Origin of the sequence: Nocardioides sp. Soil774 (assembly GCF_001428125.1) — a bacterium.
GTDB lineage: Bacteria > Actinomycetota > Actinomycetes > Propionibacteriales > Nocardioidaceae > Nocardioides.
Map to the genome: position 1 here is coordinate 18,494 of NZ_LMSM01000001.1, position 16,356 is coordinate 34,849.

16 protein-coding genes are annotated in these 16,356 nt (G+C 71.8%); 6 read left to right on the top strand and 10 right to left on the bottom strand.

Features of this window, described 5'->3' with window-relative positions:
- The first annotated feature begins 10 nt into the window (after positions 1 to 10).
- Entirely contained in the window at positions 11 to 793 is a 783-nt protein-coding gene (locus ASG76_RS00095) for a hypothetical protein (protein ID WP_056598214.1), read from the top strand.
- Positions 794 to 809: 16 nt separating this feature from the next.
- Here the strand turns inward: ASG76_RS00095 and ASG76_RS00100 are convergent, their stop codons facing one another.
- Positions 810 to 2,006 carry a pyridoxal phosphate-dependent aminotransferase gene (locus tag ASG76_RS00100; RefSeq protein ID WP_268788320.1) on the bottom strand — a complete coding sequence of 399 codons (1,197 nt, stop codon included), beginning with the start codon at positions 2,004 to 2,006 and terminating at the stop codon, positions 810 to 812.
- Positions 2,007 to 2,045: 39 nt separating this feature from the next.
- On the opposite strand from ASG76_RS00100, the gene pyrE reads away from it, so the two are divergent.
- The gene (gene pyrE / locus ASG76_RS00105; protein WP_056598216.1) at positions 2,046 to 2,573 is read left to right on the top strand and encodes an orotate phosphoribosyltransferase; all 528 of its coding nucleotides are present in this window, start codon (positions 2,046 to 2,048) and stop codon (positions 2,571 to 2,573) included.
- Between the two features lie 25 nt (positions 2,574 to 2,598).
- Here pyrE and ASG76_RS00110 read toward each other — a convergent pair whose 3' ends face one another.
- On the bottom strand, positions 2,599 to 3,369 hold the full coding sequence (locus ASG76_RS00110; RefSeq protein ID WP_235529354.1) for a DedA family protein: 771 nt from the start codon (positions 3,367 to 3,369) through the stop codon (positions 2,599 to 2,601).
- A gap of 96 nt (positions 3,370 to 3,465) precedes the next feature.
- Here ASG76_RS00110 and ASG76_RS00115 point away from each other — a divergent pair, with 96 nt between their 5' ends.
- The gene (locus tag ASG76_RS00115) at positions 3,466 to 4,122 is read left to right on the top strand and encodes a TrmH family RNA methyltransferase (RefSeq protein WP_056599398.1); all 657 of its coding nucleotides are present in this window, start codon (positions 3,466 to 3,468) and stop codon (positions 4,120 to 4,122) included.
- 202 nt (positions 4,123 to 4,324) lie between these two features.
- Here ASG76_RS00115 and ASG76_RS00120 read toward each other — a convergent pair whose 3' ends face one another.
- Positions 4,325 to 4,813 (bottom strand): SigE family RNA polymerase sigma factor, encoded by a 489-nt coding sequence (locus ASG76_RS00120; RefSeq protein WP_056598219.1) that lies wholly within the window; start codon positions 4,811 to 4,813, stop codon positions 4,325 to 4,327.
- Positions 4,810 to 5,958: a hypothetical protein gene (locus ASG76_RS00125; protein ID WP_056598221.1), complete on the bottom strand. Its 1,149-nt coding sequence runs from the start codon at positions 5,956 to 5,958 to the stop codon at positions 4,810 to 4,812. The genes ASG76_RS00120 and ASG76_RS00125 overlap by 4 nt, the downstream gene beginning before the upstream one ends.
- A 158-nt stretch (positions 5,959 to 6,116) precedes the next feature.
- Between ASG76_RS00125 and fbaA the strand changes: the two genes are divergently transcribed.
- On the top strand, positions 6,117 to 7,151 hold the full coding sequence (gene fbaA / locus ASG76_RS00130) for a class II fructose-bisphosphate aldolase (protein ID WP_056598223.1): 1,035 nt from the start codon (positions 6,117 to 6,119) through the stop codon (positions 7,149 to 7,151).
- Positions 7,152 to 7,356: 205 nt separating this feature from the next.
- Here the strand turns inward: fbaA and ASG76_RS00135 are convergent, their stop codons facing one another.
- The 4 genes from ASG76_RS00135 to ASG76_RS00150 all read right to left on the bottom strand — a co-directional run bounded on the left by ASG76_RS00135 (position 7,357) and on the right by ASG76_RS00150 (position 11,533).
- Positions 7,357 to 8,892, bottom strand: a complete 1,536-nt coding sequence (locus ASG76_RS00135; RefSeq protein WP_056598224.1) for a DHA2 family efflux MFS transporter permease subunit — start codon at positions 8,890 to 8,892, stop codon at positions 7,357 to 7,359.
- A gap of 123 nt (positions 8,893 to 9,015) precedes the next feature.
- On the bottom strand, positions 9,016 to 10,746 hold the full coding sequence (gene mctP / locus ASG76_RS00140) for a monocarboxylate uptake permease MctP (protein WP_082587134.1): 1,731 nt from the start codon (positions 10,744 to 10,746) through the stop codon (positions 9,016 to 9,018).
- Positions 10,743 to 11,021: a DUF3311 domain-containing protein gene (locus ASG76_RS00145; RefSeq protein ID WP_082587135.1), complete on the bottom strand. Its 279-nt coding sequence runs from the start codon at positions 11,019 to 11,021 to the stop codon at positions 10,743 to 10,745. Before ASG76_RS00145 ends, mctP begins: the two co-directional genes overlap by 4 nt.
- An 86-nt stretch (positions 11,022 to 11,107) precedes the next feature.
- A complete protein-coding gene (locus tag ASG76_RS00150) occupies positions 11,108 to 11,533 on the bottom strand; it encodes a DUF3151 domain-containing protein (protein WP_056598235.1) in 426 nt (141 codons plus the stop codon).
- Positions 11,534 to 11,576: 43 nt separating this feature from the next.
- On the opposite strand from ASG76_RS00150, the gene ASG76_RS00155 reads away from it, so the two are divergent.
- Positions 11,577 to 12,041, top strand: coding sequence for an acyl-CoA thioesterase (locus ASG76_RS00155; RefSeq protein ID WP_056598238.1), 465 nt, complete (start codon positions 11,577 to 11,579; stop codon positions 12,039 to 12,041).
- A gap of 107 nt (positions 12,042 to 12,148) precedes the next feature.
- Here the strand turns inward: ASG76_RS00155 and ASG76_RS00160 are convergent, their stop codons facing one another.
- Positions 12,149 to 13,159: a hypothetical protein gene (locus ASG76_RS00160; protein ID WP_157558846.1), complete on the bottom strand. Its 1,011-nt coding sequence runs from the start codon at positions 13,157 to 13,159 to the stop codon at positions 12,149 to 12,151.
- Between the two features lie 266 nt (positions 13,160 to 13,425).
- Positions 13,426 to 15,153 (bottom strand): lysine--tRNA ligase, encoded by a 1,728-nt coding sequence (lysS, locus tag ASG76_RS00165; RefSeq protein ID WP_056598244.1) that lies wholly within the window; start codon positions 15,151 to 15,153, stop codon positions 13,426 to 13,428.
- Positions 15,154 to 15,362: 209 nt separating this feature from the next.
- On the opposite strand from lysS, the gene ASG76_RS00170 reads away from it, so the two are divergent.
- A complete protein-coding gene (locus tag ASG76_RS00170) occupies positions 15,363 to 16,352 on the top strand; it encodes a helix-turn-helix transcriptional regulator (RefSeq protein ID WP_056598247.1) in 990 nt (329 codons plus the stop codon).
- Positions 16,353 to 16,356: the final 4 nt, after the last annotated feature.

A 16,356-nucleotide genomic window follows, 5' to 3' on the forward strand; every position in this document is an offset into this window, starting at 1 on the left:
AGATGAGGCCATGAGCGACCAGCCCGGACCCACGCACTCCCCCTACGGCCAGGAGCCCCCGCAGGGCGACCCCTACGGCCGGCAGCCCTCGGGGCCGACCTCGCCCTACGGCCAGCAGCCGACCTGGGGGACGTCGCAGCCGGTCGGTGACAAGCGGCCCGGCACGGTGACCGCTGCGGGCTGGATCACGATCGTCTTCTCCGGCCTCACCTTCCTGCTGCTCGGCCTCGGGGTGCTCGTCTTCCTCGTCGCGCGCGACGACTTCGTCCGCGAGATCCAGGACGTCCCGGAGTTCCAGAGCTCCGGCATCGATCCCGACACCGCGGTCGGTGCTGTCATCGCGATCCTGGGTTTCCTCATGCTGTGGGCACTCATCGCCCTCGTCCTCGCCGTCTTCGTGCTGCGCCGCTCCAACGTCGCCCGGATCCTGCTCGTCATCTCCTCTGCGGTGACGGCCGTGTTCTCGCTGCTGGGGCTCTCGGGCGGGGGCGGATCCGCCCCCACCCTGATCGCCGCGGTCGCGGTGATCGTGCTGCTCTTCGTCGGGGGTGCGGGCGACTGGTTCAACCACGTCCAGACCCCGTCCGGCGGGGGCTATCCCGGCGCGACCTACGGCAGCACCCCCTACGGTGACCAGCCGACGTACCCGTCCTCGGGGAACCCCTACGGCCAGCAGCCGCCGGCCTCGGACAACCCCTACGGCCAGCAGCCTCCCGGGTCCGACAACCCCTACGGCCAGCCCCCGGCGCCGGGTGGCAGCGACTACCCGCCGAAGGACCACCCCGGCCGCTGAGCCCCCCGCTGGTCGCTCAGCGCGACAGGTCGGCGGCCGCGAGACGGCGTACGCCCTCGGCGATGACGTCGGGCTGCTTGCAGAAGGCCCACCGCACGAGCTGACGGCCCGCCTGCGCGTCGTCGTAGAACCCCTGCGTGGGGATCGCGACGACGCCGGCGCGCCCGGGCAGGGCGAGCGCGAACTCGCGGCCGTCGGCCCAGCCGAGGTGGGAGATGTCGGTGGTCGCGAAGTAGGTGCCCTCGGGCACCCGGGGCGCGAGCCCGGCCGCGGCGAGCCCCTCGCACAGCAGGTCGCGCCGCGCCTGCAGGTCGCGCGCGAGCTCGCGCGGCCAGTCGGGCTCGTGGTCGAGCGCGTGCGCGACGGCCGGCTGGAGCGGCGACCCGGAGGTGAAGGTCAGCCACTGCTTGGCCGCCAGCACCGCCTGCACCAGCGGCGCGGGGCCGGTGGCCCAGCCGACCTTCCAGCCGGTGAACGAGTAGCTCTTCCCCGCGCTGGACAGCGTCAGCGTGCGCTCGCGCATGCCGGGCAGCGTGGCGATCGGCACGTGGCCCTCGGCGCTGCGGGCGTCGTCGAAGACGAGGTGCTCGTAGACCTCGTCGGTCACCACGATCACGTCGTGCTCGATCGCGAGGTCCGCCACGACCTGCAGCTCCTCGCGGGTGAGCACCGTGCCGGTCGGGTTGTGCGGGGTGTTGAGCAGGATCAGCCGGGTGCGGTCGGTGACGGCCGCGCGGAGCTCGTCGGGGTCGGGGCGGAAGTCGGGGGCGCGCAGGGTGACCGGACGCCGCACCGCTCCACACATCTCCAGCATCGCGACGTAGGAGTCGTAGTAGGGCTCGAGCACCACGACCTCGTCGCCCGGGTCGACCAGCCCGAGGAGGGCAGCGGCCACGGCCTCGGTGCAACCGGTCGTCACCACCACCTCCCGGTCGGGGTCGAGCTCGATCCCGTAGTGGCGCTGCTGGTGGCGCGCGATGGCGGCGCGCAGCGACGGCACCCCGATGCCGGGGGCGTACTGGTTGGCGCCGCCCGCCAGCGCGTCCTGGGCGGCCGCGACGACCGAGGCGGGACCGTCGACGTCGGGGAACCCCTGGCCGAGGTTGAGCGCCCCGGTGCGCACCGCCAGCGCCGACATCTCGCTGAAGATCGTGGGCGGCACGTGGGCCAGCCGGGTCGAGAGTGGCGGGGACAGCGGCTGCGCGTCGGTCACCCCCTCACGCTACCCACCGCGGTGGCTAGGGTCGGGGGCGTGACCACCGACGCCGCCCTCGCCGCCGACATCGACGCCACCTGCCGCCTCACGGGGGAGTTCACCCTCCGCTCCGGGCAGGTCGCGGACACCTACTTCGACAAGTACCTCTTCGAGGCCCAGCCCGCGCTGCTCGACCGGGTCGCCGCGCAGATGGTCGACCTGCTCCCCGAGGGCACCGAGCTGCTCGGCGGGCTCGAGCTCGGCGGCATCCCGCTCGCCACGATGGTGAGCGCGCGCACCGGCCTGCCCGCGCTGTTCGTGCGCAAGAAGGCCAAGGAGTACGGCACGGCCAAGCTCGCCGAGGGCCCCGACGTGGCCGGTCGCCGGATCACGATCATCGAGGACGTCATCACCACCGGTGGCGCGGTCCGCGACGCCACCCACGCCCTGCGCGAGCTCGGCGCGGTCGTCGAGGTCGTGGTGTGCGCCATCGACCGCTCGCCCGAGGGCAACCCGCTGGCCGACGTGGACCTCGAGGTCCGGTCGGTGCTGACCCGCGCCGACCTCGACGCCGCGCGCGGCTGACGCCCGCCCAGGCGACGTACGTCGCTCAGTCGGCGTCGCGGCCGGTGATGTCGCGGTCGGGGCCGCCGTCGTGCTCGCCGACCTCGGCGCCCGCGGCCTCGGTGCGCCGGTGGCGCCACCACTCGATCGCGATCGGGACGACCGAGAAGGCCAGGATCACGAGCACGAGCTTGTCGATGCTCGAGCCGAGTCCGGGGAAGGCGTCGCCGAGGAAGTAGCCGAGCGAGCAGATCGTGACGACCCACAGGACAGCGCCCACCAGGCTCCACAGGAAGAACCGGTGCCGCTCCATGCGGGTCACCCCGGCCACGACCGTGATGTAGGTGCGCACGAACGGCACGAAGCGACCGATGACGAGGGCCTTGTTGCCGTGGCGGTCGAAGAAGGCCGTGGTCTGGTCGAAGTACTTGCGCTTGATGATGCGCCCGTCGCGCTCGTAGAGCGGCGGGCCGATCCGGCGCCCGATCTCGTAGCCCACGACGTTGCCCATGAACGCACCGGCGGTGAGGACGGCGATCGCGATGAGCAGCTCGACGAGCGCCGGGCCGGGGAAGAGGTCGAGCTGCCCGGTGGCGATGAAGAGCCCGAGCGCGAAGAGCAGGGTGTCCCCGGGCAGGATCGGGAAGAACAGGCCGCACTCGACGAAGACGATCAGCAGGCTGATCCAGAACAGCTCGGTGCCGAAGCGGTCGAGCAGCCAGTTGGGGTCCATCCACTGGATGCCGAGCAGCATCGGATGGAGCGCGGCGCCCGACCAGGCCCCGGACCACGCATGGACGTCCCACAGTGCGTTCACCGACCCACCCTAGCCAGCGCCTCCGCCTCGGACCTGATCGGGAGCGGTCCCTAGGGTGCAGGGGTGCAGGACGACGAGCGGGCCCCCTACGACCCGATGCCCCACGGTGCGCCGGAGGTCGGCGTGGGCCCGTGGGAGGGTCCGTGGCCCGAGGGCGAGCGGTGGGACCCCGACCTGCTGCGCGACGGCGACCGCCGCAACGTCGTCGACCGCTACCGCTACTGGAGCGTCGAGGCGATCGTGGCCGACCTCGACACCCGGCGCCACGGCTTCCACGTCGCGATCGAGAACTGGCAGCACGACTTCAACATCGGCACGATCGTGCGCACCGCCAACGCGTTCCTCGCCGCCGAGGTGCACATCGTCGGCAACCGGCGGTGGAACCGGCGCGGCGCCATGGTGACCGACCGCTACCAGCACGTGCGCCACCACCCCGACGCCGCGAGCCTCGCGGCGTACCTCCACGCCCTGCCGGAGCAGGACGGCGAGCGGGTGCGGCTGCTCGGCATCGACAACCTGCCCGGCTCGCTGCACCTCGAGACGATGGAGATGCCGCGGCGGCCGTGCTTCCTGTTCGGGCAGGAGGGGCCGGGCCTCTCCGAGGCCGCGCGCGCCGCGTGTGACGGCACCTTCTCGATCGCCCAGTTCGGCTCGACCCGCTCGATCAACGCCAGCTCGGCCGCCGCCATCGCGATGCACAGCTGGGTGAGGGCGTACGCCGACCTCGGCGGCGAACAGGCCTGGCGCGGCTGAGCCGGGTGACGCGACCGGGGCCGGGATGTCCCCACGACACCCCGGACCCGGTCGCGGTCCAGGTGACCGCGCTGCGGCACCGCCGGGTGCCGATCCGCTGCCAGGGCTGGGCTGCAGCCTTCGCCGGTCGACGGGTCATCGCGTCAAAATAAGCCTGACGCGGGTGCCACGCCATACCCGTGCGGGTGCAGTCTGCCGCGCGTCAGCCGTGGCGCTGGGGCGCGAGTGCGACCTCCAGCGCCGCGAGGCCGCGGCTGCTGTGGCTCTTGACCGTGCCCTCGCTGACGCCGAGCTCCATCGCGGCCTCGCGCACCGAGAGCCCCAGCCAGTGCCGCAGCACGACGACCTTGCGCTGCTGCTCGGGGAGCGCCTGGAGCGCGTCGAAGAGCGCGGAGCGCTCCTCCACCGACGTGCCCACCTGGTCGACCCGCTCGGGGACCTCGTCGCTGGGCCTCTCACGCCGCCACGGCCGCCGCGACTCGTCGATGTTGGCGCGCACCATGATCTGGCGGACGTAGGCGTCCTCGTTGCCCTCGTGCCGGATCCGCGGCCAGGCGACGTAGAGCTTGGTCAGGGCGGTCTGGAGCAGGTCGTCGGCGCGGTGCCAGTCGCCGCACAGGGCGTACGCGATGCGGCGCAGGTGCGTCTGCCGGGCGGCGACGAAGTCCGAGAACGCTGCGTCGTGCCTCACCGCAGACCACCTTCGTCGCTGCGGTCCCCGGCGAAGGCGATGAAGTCGTCGAGCGTCGTTGCGCCGTCCGCCTTCTCGGCGGCGAACGTCGTGACGCCGTCCTCCCGGTCGAAACGCAGGACGAGCACGAACCAGCGCTCCCCCTGCCAGCTCACGAGGGCCAGCGCCGAAGGCACCTCGCTGGTGCCGTACGCCGGCAGGTCGGGTCGGGCCCGTTGGTCGAGGACCTCGACGCCGGCGACCGCCGGTCGCACCGTGCCGTCGTCCTCCAGCTCCACCAGACGCACGCGCGGTCCGCCCGTCTCCAGGGCCACGTGGTCGGCCAGCCACTGGTCGAACGTGAGCCAGCCGGACTCGGCCTCCAGCTCCCACGCCGACGCGTCGCCGCCCTGGGTGAACAGCGCCCACGTCGTCCGACCCTCGGACCGGAGCACCAGTCCGAGCGAGTCGTCCCCGGGAACGGGGTCCTCGACCTGCCTGACCACGGTGACCCCGGGCGCCGCCTCGAGGTTGCCCCCGTGCCACGTGGCCAGGCCGCCGGCCAGGCCGGGGACGTCGTCGGCAGGTGCGGAGGTCATCCCGCCGTTGGCCACCTCGGCGCGGACGAAGGCGTCGAAGGAGTCGGCGAAGCCGTCCTCGGGACGGGTGGACGACATGCTGCTGCCGCCGTCGTCCCACTCCAGCACGAGCCACCACCGATCGCCGCGATAGCTGATGTCGAGCGCTGCCGACTCGGTGGCCTTGCCCGGGAACAGGTCGTCCCGGCGCTCGTGCACGACGGCACCCTGCCGGATCTCGAGCCCGTCGGGCGGCATGGTGCGTGCGGGCGGTTCGCCCTTGCGCCACGGAAAGAGGTGCGGCTCGTCCTGGGGTGACGGGGCCGGCGAACCCGTCGGCGAGGGGGATGTCGGCGCGGGTGGGTCGGTGGCCACCGGTGTCTCGGTGCTGCGCGGCGAGTGCGCCGGGGCCACGCCCCAGGCGGCCCCGACGACGACGGCCGCGGCGCACGCCGCGATGGCAGCCGACCTGGCGCGGCGACGGCGTACGGCCCGGTGCCCGGCAGCGACGTAGAGCCCGGCTGGGACGTCGGGTGCGCTCCCGAACGAGTCGTCGAGCTCGCGCTGCCAGTCGATCTCGGTGTCCATGCGACGTCCTTCCCCCGTGCTGAGTGTTCCACCGGTCAACACGGAGTCGCGGCTGCTTCGGTTGTCACGGGGTGAGACGGCTGCTCGCCCGGTTCGCGACCGGTGGGTAGCCACTAGGGTTGGGAACGCCTGCAGGACCACAGCTGAGGAGAACCGCCGTGCCCATCGCCACCCCCGAGGTCTACGCGCAGATGCTGGACGCCGCGAAGGAGAGGTCCTTCGCCTACCCGGCCATCAACGTGTCCTCGTCCCAGACGCTCAACGCCGCGCTCAAGGGCTTCGCCGACGCCGGCTCCGACGGCATCATCCAGGTCTCCACCGGCGGCGCGGAGTATCTCTCCGGCCCGTCCGTGAAGGACATGGTCACGGGCTCGGTCGCCTTCGCCGCCTATGCCGTCGAGGTCGCCAAGAACTACCCCGTCAACATCGCGCTCCACACCGACCACTGCCCCAAGGACAAGCTCGACGGCTTCGTCCGCCCGCTGCTCGACATCTCCGCCGAGCGCGTGGCGCGCGGCGAGGCGCCGCTGTTCCAGTCGCACATGTGGGACGGCTCGGCGGTGCCGCTGGAGGAGAACCTGCAGATCGCCGAGGAGCTGCTGGCGCGCTGCGCCGCGGCCAACATCATCCTCGAGATCGAGGTGGGCGTCGTCGGCGGCGAGGAGGACGGCGTCGCCAACGAGATCAACGACCAACTCTACACCACGCCCGAGGACGCCATCGCCACGATCAAGGCGCTCGGCTCCGGTGAGAAGGGCCGCTACATGACGGCCCTGACCTTCGGCAACGTCCACGGCGTCTACAAGCCGGGCAACGTCAAGCTGCGCCCGGAGATCCTCAAGTCGGCCCAGGAGGCCGCGGCCTCCGAGCTGGGTCTGGGCTCCGACGCCCGCCCCTTCGACCTCGTCTTCCACGGCGGTTCGGGCTCGACCGCGCAGGAGATCAGCGACGCGGTCGACTTCGGCGTGGTGAAGATGAACGTCGACACCGACACCCAGTACGCCTTCACCCGCCCGGTCGCCGCGCACATGTTCGCCCACTACGACGGCGTGCTGAAGGTCGACGGCGAGGTCGGCAACAAGAAGCAGTACGACCCCCGCGCCTGGGGCAAGGCCGCCGAGGGCGGCATGGCCGCGCGCATCGTCGAGGCGTGCGAGAACCTGCGCTCCGCGGGCACCTCGCTCGCCGGCTGAGGCAGCTCCCTGACGCCGTACCCAGATCCACCACCGAGCGGTGCGTGAGGGGGATTCCGCAGCCCGGACAGCCCCCTCACGCACCGCTCGTGCGTGTGTCGGAGCACGGCGCACCCGCGGGCGGTGAGTGAGGAGGATTTCGTACCTCGGAAATCCTCCTCACGCACCGCCCAGACGTCCGAGGCGTACGCCGCCGCGGCGCGGGTCAGCGCGGCGCGGGCTCCGCGTCGGCCCCCGCGTCGTCACGGGCCGGTGCGTCGGCAAAGTGGCGCGGCCGCTCGAAGAAGAGCACGGCGACGAGGCCGAGCGCCAGCACCGCCGGCAGGAGCAGCAGTGCCTGCGCCATCGCGTCGGTGAAGGGGCCGGCGACCTGGGCGGGCAGCGTCGTGCCGGTCGCGCCGCCCTCGGACGGGGAGAAGGACAGGCCGTTGGCCGCGAGCCGCGCGTCGATGAGCACCGCGATGGCCGCCGACCCCAGCACGGCGCCGACCTGGCGCGTCGCGTTGTAGACCCCGGAGCCGGCGCCGGCCCGCTGGGGCGGCAGGTTGCGGTTGGCCGTGGTGGCCAACGGGCCCCACAGGAACGAGCTGCCCAGGCCCATCAACGCGAAGACCGCGAGCAGCTGCCACAGCGGGGTGTCGGGGGCCAGCACCACGCTCAGCAGGAGCAGTGCCAGGCCGAGCCCGGCGAACCCGCCGACGGTCAGCGTGCGCGGGTGCACGCGGTCGGTCAGCTTCCCGGTGAGCGGCGCGGTGACGATCGACATGACCGCCATCGGCACGAGCAGCAGCCCGGCCTGGGTCGGGGAGTAGCCCCGCACCAGCTGGGCCCACAGCATCAGCGGGAAGCCCATCGCGGTGAAGGCGAAGGACACGGTGGTGATGGACAGGTTGGAGACCGAGAAGTTGCGGTCGCGGAACAGGCTCAGCGGGACCAGCGGCTCCTGGCGGTTGCGCGCCTGCCAGAGCACGAACAGCCCGAGCACGACCAGGCCCACGACGATCAGGCGCCACACGGTGATCGGGCCGGTGATGGTGGACCAGTCGTACTGCTCGCCCTCCTGGATGCCGAAGACCAGCAGGAACATGCCCGCGCCGCTCAGCGCCACGCCCAGCCAGTCGAAGGAGTGGGTGTGGGTCTCCAGCCTCGGCACGAGCCGCCACGCGAGGGCGAAGGCGACGATCCCGACGGGCACGTTGACGAAGAAGATCCACTCCCAGCCGAGGCTGTCGACGAGCAGCCCGCCGGCGATCGGACCGACCAGCGTGGCGACGCCCGCCGTCGCGCCCCACAGCGCCATCGCCGAGCCGCGCCGCTCGATCGGGAAGATGCGCGTGATGACGGCCATCGTCTGCGGCGTCATCATCGACGCGCCCAGACCCTGGGCGACGCGCGCCGCGATCAGGCCCTCGATCGTGGTCGTCAGCCCGCACGCGAGCGAGGCGATCGTGAAGACCGTCAGCCCGACGAGGTAGAGGTTCTTCGGGCCGAAGCGGTCACCGAGCCGACCGGTGATCAGCACCGGGACGGCGTAGGCCAGGAGGTAGGCGCTGGTGACCCAGACGACCTCGTTGACCCCGGCCTGCAGGTCCTCGATGATCGCCGGCGTCGCCACCGTGACGATCGTGGTGTCGACCAGGATCATGAAGAAGCCGATGCACAGCGCCCAGAGGGCGGGCCACGGGTCGGGCTGCTCGGTCCCGGTGGCGTCGGTGGTGGTCGGCGGGGTCGGTGCGGTCACGACCCCAGTGAACACCGGCGGTCCGACATCGATTCCTGGTCGCGGACGCCGAAGCGGTGCGTGGCGCGGGTTCCCGGAGCCGGGAACCCGCCCCACGCACCGCTCAGGTGGTGGCGTACGACGTCAGCGCGCGGGCGCGTTGCCCGGGATGTCGTCCGGGTCGCCGTAGGGGTCGCCGTGGTGCGTGTGCTCGCTGAGGTCCTTCTTCACCCGCGGGTCGTCGGCGTCGGCGAAGTAGTCGAACGGGATCGTCTCGTCGCGGCCGTTGGAGACCTTGACCGCGTTGAGCACCGCACTGATGACGACCGCGAGCACCACGTTGATGACGAACGCCGTCATCGCGATGTAGCCCAGCTCGCCGATCACCGGGATCGGGTCGAGCGAGCCACCGAAGTGGTTGATGCCGGCGCGCGGGTTGGCCACGTTCCACGCCTGCCACGTGCCGTAGACCATGCCGACCGCCCAGCCGGCGAGCAGGCCGTGGCGGTGGAACCACCGGGTGAAGAGGCTGAACACCACGGCCGGGAACGTCTGCAGGATCCAGATGCCGCCGAGGAGCTGGAAGTTGATCGCGTTCTGCTTGTCGAGCGTGAGCACGAAGACCAGCGCGAACGCCTTCACCAGCAGCGACATCAGCTTGGAGACCTTCGCCTCCTGGGCCGGGGTGGCGTCCTTCTTGATCCACTCCTTGTAGATGTTGCGGCTGAAGGTGTTGGCCGCGGCGATCGACATGATCGCGGCCGGCACCAGGGCGCCGATCGCGATGGCGGCGAAGGCCACGCCGGCGAACCACGCCGGGAACATGTCCTCGAACAGCTGCGGGATCACCAGCTGCGCGTTGGGCTTGCCGTCGAGGCCGATCGGCTGCGTCCCCGCGGCGATCGCGACCCAGCCGAGCAGGGCCAGGAGACCGAGCACGAAGGAGTACGCCGGCAGGATCGCGGCGTTGCGCCGGATCGTGTTGCGCGAGTTCGACGACAGCGACGCGGTCACCGAGTGCGGGTACATGAACAGCGCCATCGCCGAGCCGAGCGCCAGCGTGGCGTAGGCGAACGCCGCTCCGCCCTCACCGAGCGACGGGATGAAGGCGCCATTGGGCTTGCCGTCGACGGGGTTGGCCGCGCTCATCTTGTCCTGCGCCGCGCCGAAGATCGAGTCCCAGCCACCGACCTGGCCGGGCAGGTAGACGATCGCCACGATGATCACGAGGTAGATCAGGATGTCCTTGACGAACGCGATCACCGCAGGGGCGCGCAGGCCGCTGGAGTAGGTGTAGGCCGCCAGCACCGCGAAGGCGATGAGGAGCGGCGCGTCCTTGGCGAGGACGTTGTCGCCGCCACCGAGCCCGGCCACCTCGAGCACCGCCTGGATGCCGACGAGCTGCAGCGCGATGTAGGGCATGGTCGCCACGAATCCGGTGACCGCCACTGCGAGCGACAGGGTGCGGTCGTCGTACCTGCCGCGCACGAAGTCGGCCGTCGTCACGTAGCCGTGGCGGTGGCTCACCGACCACAACCGCGCCATGAAGATGAAGATGATCGGGTAGAGGATGATCGTGTAGGGCACGGCGAAGAAGCCGGCCACGGCACCCGTCGCGAACATCGCCGCCGGCACGGCCACGAACGTGTACGCCGTGTAGAGGTCGCCGCCGAGCAGGAACCACGTGATCCAGGTGCCGAACTTGCGACCCCCCAGGCCCCACTCGTCGAGCGACTCCATGGAGTCGGCGCGCATGAAGCGTGACGCCATGAAACCGGCGACGGTGACGATCAGGAACAGGACGATCAGGACCGCGAGGGCGACGCCGTTGACGCCGCCGGTGTCCGCCGCCATCACGGCGACCTGCGGCGTCATCGGTCCTCACCCACCTGGTGCGTGGTCTTCCCGCGGGCCGAGAGGGTGAGGCGGTAGGCCGTCCAGGTCAGCGCCGAGCAGATGAAGACCCAGAGGAACTGGTACCAGAAGAAGAACGGGAAGCCGAGGAGCTCGGGGTCGGTCTTCGCATAGCTCGGCACCCAGAGGAGGGCGACGATCGGGATGCAGAGCAGGACGGCGGCGATGGCCATCTTGCCCTTGTCGGTCGGGGGTGGTCCTTGCTCAGGACGCGACGGGGTAGGGGTGGTGCTCATCGGTCTAGCCCACCACAAGGTGATGGGCGTCACGTTCACCCGCCGGGCGGTGCTGCGACGAACGGTCGGTCTGCCGCGACGGGCGGTCAGCCGAGCAGCGCGTCCGCCGCAGCCGGGCTCGAGTCGCGCAGAAAGGTCGAGCACCGCTCCCACTCCGCCGTCTCGCCGATCGCGCGGGCTGCCAAGGCGAGGAGCGCGAGCGAGCGCAGGAAGCCGCGGTTGGGCTCGTGCTCCCACGGCACCGGCCCGTGGCCCTTCCAGCCGTTGCGGCGCAGCATGTCGAGCGAGCGGTGATAGCCGACGCGGGCGTAGGCGTAGACCGTCACGTCATCGGCGCCGGCCTCCTTGGCCTGTGCCGCGAGCGCGGCCCAGGCGGCCGGCGACTCCGGGTGACGGCGTACGACGCCCGCGGGCGCCTCCCCGCCGGAGATCTCGGCGTCGGCGGGGTCGGCGGGCAGGTGGGTGGGCGGGGGACCGGCCATCAGGTCGCCGCCGAAGGAACCGGAGGTCATGCCCGCAACTCTAGGCCGGGTGCCCGTCCGACAGACTTCCCCCATGGGTGAGACGTTCACGACCGAGATCCAGGCCCGCTACCGCGACATCAACCTCGCCGGGCACGTCGACAACGTCGAGGCGGTGCGGGTGCTCGACGAGGCGCGCTACGAGTTCCTGCGGTTCGCGCCCCTGCCCGGCCTGCCGGCGGGCGGGACCGGTCTGCTGCACGCGGTCGACGAGGGGGTCTCCGAGCTCGTCGCCTCGCAGTCGATCGAGTACCACGGCGAGATGCGCTTCGTGCCCTACCAGCCCTTCCTCGCCTCGCTCTGGGTGAGCCGCGTCGGGCGCTCGTCGTTCACGGTGGCCGCCGAGCTGCGGGTCGAGGCCGACGGCGGTCCGGCCGCGGTGTGGGAGTGCGTCAACGTCCTGTGGGACCACGCCGCCCAGTCGGCGTGGTCGATCAGCGACGCCGTGCGAGCCGACCTCGAGCGCTACCTCGGGGAGCCGCCGACCTTCCGCCGGTGAGGCTGGGCGTCGGTGTCCACGCCTCGGCTCGAGCGGACGTAGGTCCGCTCGACGCACGCCATGGCGTGCGCCTAGCGTCCGCCGGAAGGCACCAGTTGGTTCGGGCCTCAAGCGGCCGTACCGACGCCCGGTAGCCAGAGCCGTGATGCGGTTCTTCGCGGATGCGCCTCGGCGAACGCGAGGAGGTGTGGCGCAGGTTCGCGTCCGAACCTCGCCGTTGTCACGTCGTACTCCTTGCGGAGCCGATCGCGTGCCCTTTCCCAGCCGGGCTCGAAGCAGTCTGCCCACACGATGCGCGACATCCCGAATCCCTCGGCGCAGATGTCCGTGCGACGTCCCTGCTGTTTCCACACGACGACCTCGGGTGGTTCCGACGCAACGCCACCTCGTTCGGGGGGAACGAGCTTGAGCCTGCCCTCGCACTCGAAGAGATGACACCCGACCCGGATGTCGCACCAGACCACCCGGTCGCCGGCGATGCGGACTGCAAACTGCGTCTGCGCGTCACCTATGCCCAGTGAGGCCACGAGCTCCCGGCCGAGCGTCTCCAGCACGGACTCGGACCCAGCGTCGGAGTCCGCCAGAGCCGCCCGTGCACGAGCGATGTGCGGGTGGCACCTCATGCGGTCCAGCTCGGCCTCGAGGTCCGAATGGGGCACGCCGAGCCGGCGTACGGAGTCGATAGCGACCAGCCCGTGTCGATAGCCGTGCCATCGCGCGATGTCGATGGCGGTGCGCGCGTACGACGTGGTCACCAGGCCGCCGACCCGCTCGACGCACAGGGGCAGGAGATCGCGATGGCGCGTCAACCCGCTGTTCGTACGAGAGCCGCATGGTCCGTAGAGGGTCAGGTGGCTCGCCGGTGACAGCGGGTCGAGCGTGTCGATCTCGAGGAGCCGGGCCGCGGAGTCGTGGCTCATCGTGACCGGTCGCCGCGCCGACAGCGCCGCGGCTCGGTCCTTGAACAACCACCTCGACCGGGAGTCAAGCTGGTCCAACTGAGCTCGCTCGCAGTAGACACCAAGACGGACCACGGCCCAGGCACCGTCGGGCCTGGTGAGCGCCTTGACCTCGCGTTCGGTGTATCCGGCCCGGATGGCTTGGGCACGCGAGAACACTCCAGCTTGTTGAGCAGCTACGGCGCGAAGGGCAGGTCTCATGCTGCTGAGGCTGGACAAGCTCGTGTCGCCTTTCCAGCGGGTGAACTCAGCCCTGTGGACGAAGACCCGGCACAGCCTCCTGTGGACGCATGGCGGCGGCAGTGGCGGGGATCAATCTGACTAGGCACCTGCCGTGGACACTCGACGCACGCCATGCCGTGCGTTGAGCGGACCATGGTCCGCTCAACCCCTCATCCGGACGGCCCGCGGCCCCCGAGGGAACCTCAGGCGCCGAGAAGGCGGCGCACCTTCGCCGGGCCGAGCGCGAGCACCAGCGTCGGCAGGCGCGGGCCGCGGTCGGCGTCGACCAGCAGGTGGTAGAGCAGCCGGAAGAAGTCCTTCTGGTCGGCCTTGACCTGGTCGGTCGGGGCGTCGTCGAAGCCGAGCCCGCGCGCCACCTTGGGCGTGCCGTAGACGACCGAGGTGACCGCGTCGAGGTCGCCGTCGTCGGGCAGGCGGTCGAGGAAGATCTTGAGCCAGAGCTCCTCGTCCTCGGACAGGGACGACAACCGCGAGGTGTCCGGGGTCTCGCGCACGGTGGTGCGCTCGTCGGCGGGGACGTGCTCGGCCGTCCACTGCATCGCCTTGGACAGCCGCGGCTCGAGGTCGGCGACCGAGTCGTGCGGGAATCCCGAGGACTCCACGATCCGCGAGATCAGCTCGGCCGAGCCCGCGGTCACGTCGGCGACCGACGACAGCGTGCGGAAGGGCACCGGCACGGCGGGCGTCGGCAGGGTCCCCGCCGACGCCGTCGACGAGGCGCGGTGCCAGGCCAGCGTCGCGACGTCGGCCTTCTCCGGGTCGGCGGCCTTGCGGCCGAGGGCGTCCCACTCGTCGTAGAGGCGCACGACCGAGGCGCCGAAGTCGATGTCGAAGGCCTGCGTGGGCGCGCGACGGACGTAGAGCCAGCGCAGCATCGGCGCCTCGAGGATGCGCAGGGCATCGGCCGCGGTGGGCACGCCGCCGGCCGACGACGACATCTTCTGCACCCCGGCGAAGCCGACGAAGGCATAGATCACCCGGGCGGGAGCGCGCCAGTCGAAGATCGAGGAGACCAGCTCGGTGCCGACGGTGTAGGACGAGCCCGGGGTCATGTGGTCGCGCCCGGCGGGCTCGAAGTTGACCGACTCGTAGGCCCAGCGCATCGGCCAGTCGACCTTCCACACCAGCTTGCCGTCGGTGTCGCTCGACAGGTCGGTGGTGCCCTCGTGGCCGCAGGAGGAGCAGGTGTAGGACAGCGTCGTGGTGGCGTCGTCGTACGCCGTGGTGGTGACGGTGTCGCGCCCGCACTCGCGGCAGTAGGGACGGTAGGGGAAGCGCGCGACGGCGTCGGCGGAGGCGCCCGCGGTCGGGTCGCCCTCCTCGTCGTCCTCGTTGGCTACCGAGTCGGCGAGGTCGGCGGCCTCCTGTGCCGACGCGTCCTCGCCGGCGCTCACCTGCTTGGTGCGGTGCTGCGCGAGGACCGCCTCGATCTCGTCGCGGCGCGCGACGGCCTCGAGGACCTGCGAGCGGTAGGCACCGGAGGTGTACATCTCGGTCTGGGAGATCTCCTCCATCTCGACGCCGAGCTCGCGCAGCGCGTCCTGGAGCGGTGCCTTGAAGTGCTCGGCCCAGCTGGCGTGGCACTCCCACGGGTCGGGCACGGCGCTCAGCGGGCGACCGATGTGGTCGGCCCACTCGGGCGGCACCCCGGCCGGCACCTTGCGGAAGCGGTCGAAGTCGTCCCACGAGTGGAGGTGGCGCACCGGCACGCCGCGGCGCCGCAGCTCCTCGGCCACGAAGTGCGGGGTGATGAACTCGCGCAGGTTGCCCAGGTGGATCGGGCCGCTCGGTGACGCGCCGGACGCGACCGTCACGCGGTTGCCCTCGCCGGCGTGGCGTACGGCGTCGTCAGCCGCCCGCGTCACCCAGTCGACCGGATCGCCCTGCTCTCGCCGTCCACCTCGTGCCATGCGGCAAGGCTATCGGGGAGCCCGGACCGGGCCGTCGGGTGCGTCCGGGACGCAGGAGCGCCGGAGTCGTCCCCCGCGACGACTCCGGCGCTGCGCTCCGAGGAGCAGGCCTGCCGCACACCCCCGCACGCGGCCGGCCAGGCCCCAGTATGGAGTGGCCGGTCGCTGCCACGCGGTTCGCGAGTGCCGCTGGCACTAAACTGCCATCCATGGCAGGCGACCCCTCCTCGGTGCTCATGGCGCTCGGCCTCGACCGCGAGGCCGAGCAGCTCTACTTCCGGCTCGCCCCGGTCTCGGGGCACACGCTCGTGGGCGTGGCGCGGCTCGTGCAGGAGCGCCCCGACCGGCTGCTGCGCGCGCTGGCGCCCCTGCAGGAGCGGGGGCTGGTGACCTTCGCGGGCGAGCGCGTCGTCGTGCCGCCGCTGGCCGAGGTGGTCTCCGAGCTGGTGCTGCGCGAGTCGCGGCAGGCGGCGACGTCGGCCGCGCGACTGGGCGAGCTGGCCGGTGCGGTGCCGCACCTGGTCGCCGCCGCCACCCGCCCCGACGAGGCCGACCTCAGCGACATCCGCCCCCTCGACGGCGAGCTCAGCGCGGGAGGTGACCCCCTCGAGCTGCTGCACCTGATGCTGCGCACCAGCCGCGGCGACATGCTGTGGCTGCGTCCCGACGCCTGGGCGATGCCGCGGGAGTCGAAGGTGAGCACGATCCTGTCCGAGGCCATGGCCATGGGGCGCCGGTCGCGCGCGATCTACCCCGTCCGGGCCCTCACCGAGGCGCCCGAGGCGCTGCGCACGCGAGCCTCGCTGGGCGAGCGGGTGCGGGTCATGTCGGAGGTGCCCACCAGGATGTTCATCCTGGGCGACACGCACGCGGTGCTGCCCGAGCCCATCGGCTTCGCCGACTCCCCGCGCGTCCACGTGCGTCAGCGCTCGGTCGTGGCCGCGCTGACGCTGTGGTTCGAGCTGCTGTGGTCACGTGCGGCCCCGGTCCCGGAGCTGGAGTCCGGAGGCGGTCGGCCCGAGGAGCGCCAGTTCCTCCTCGAGCAGCTGATGGCCGGGGCCACCGACGAGGTGATCGCCCGCAAGCTCGGCATCGGCCTGCGCACGGTGCGCCGCCGGATCTCCTCGCTGATGTCCGAGCTCGGCGTCGACACCCGGTTCCAGGCAGGGGTCGAGGCCGTGCGTCGCGGCTGGCTCTGAAGCC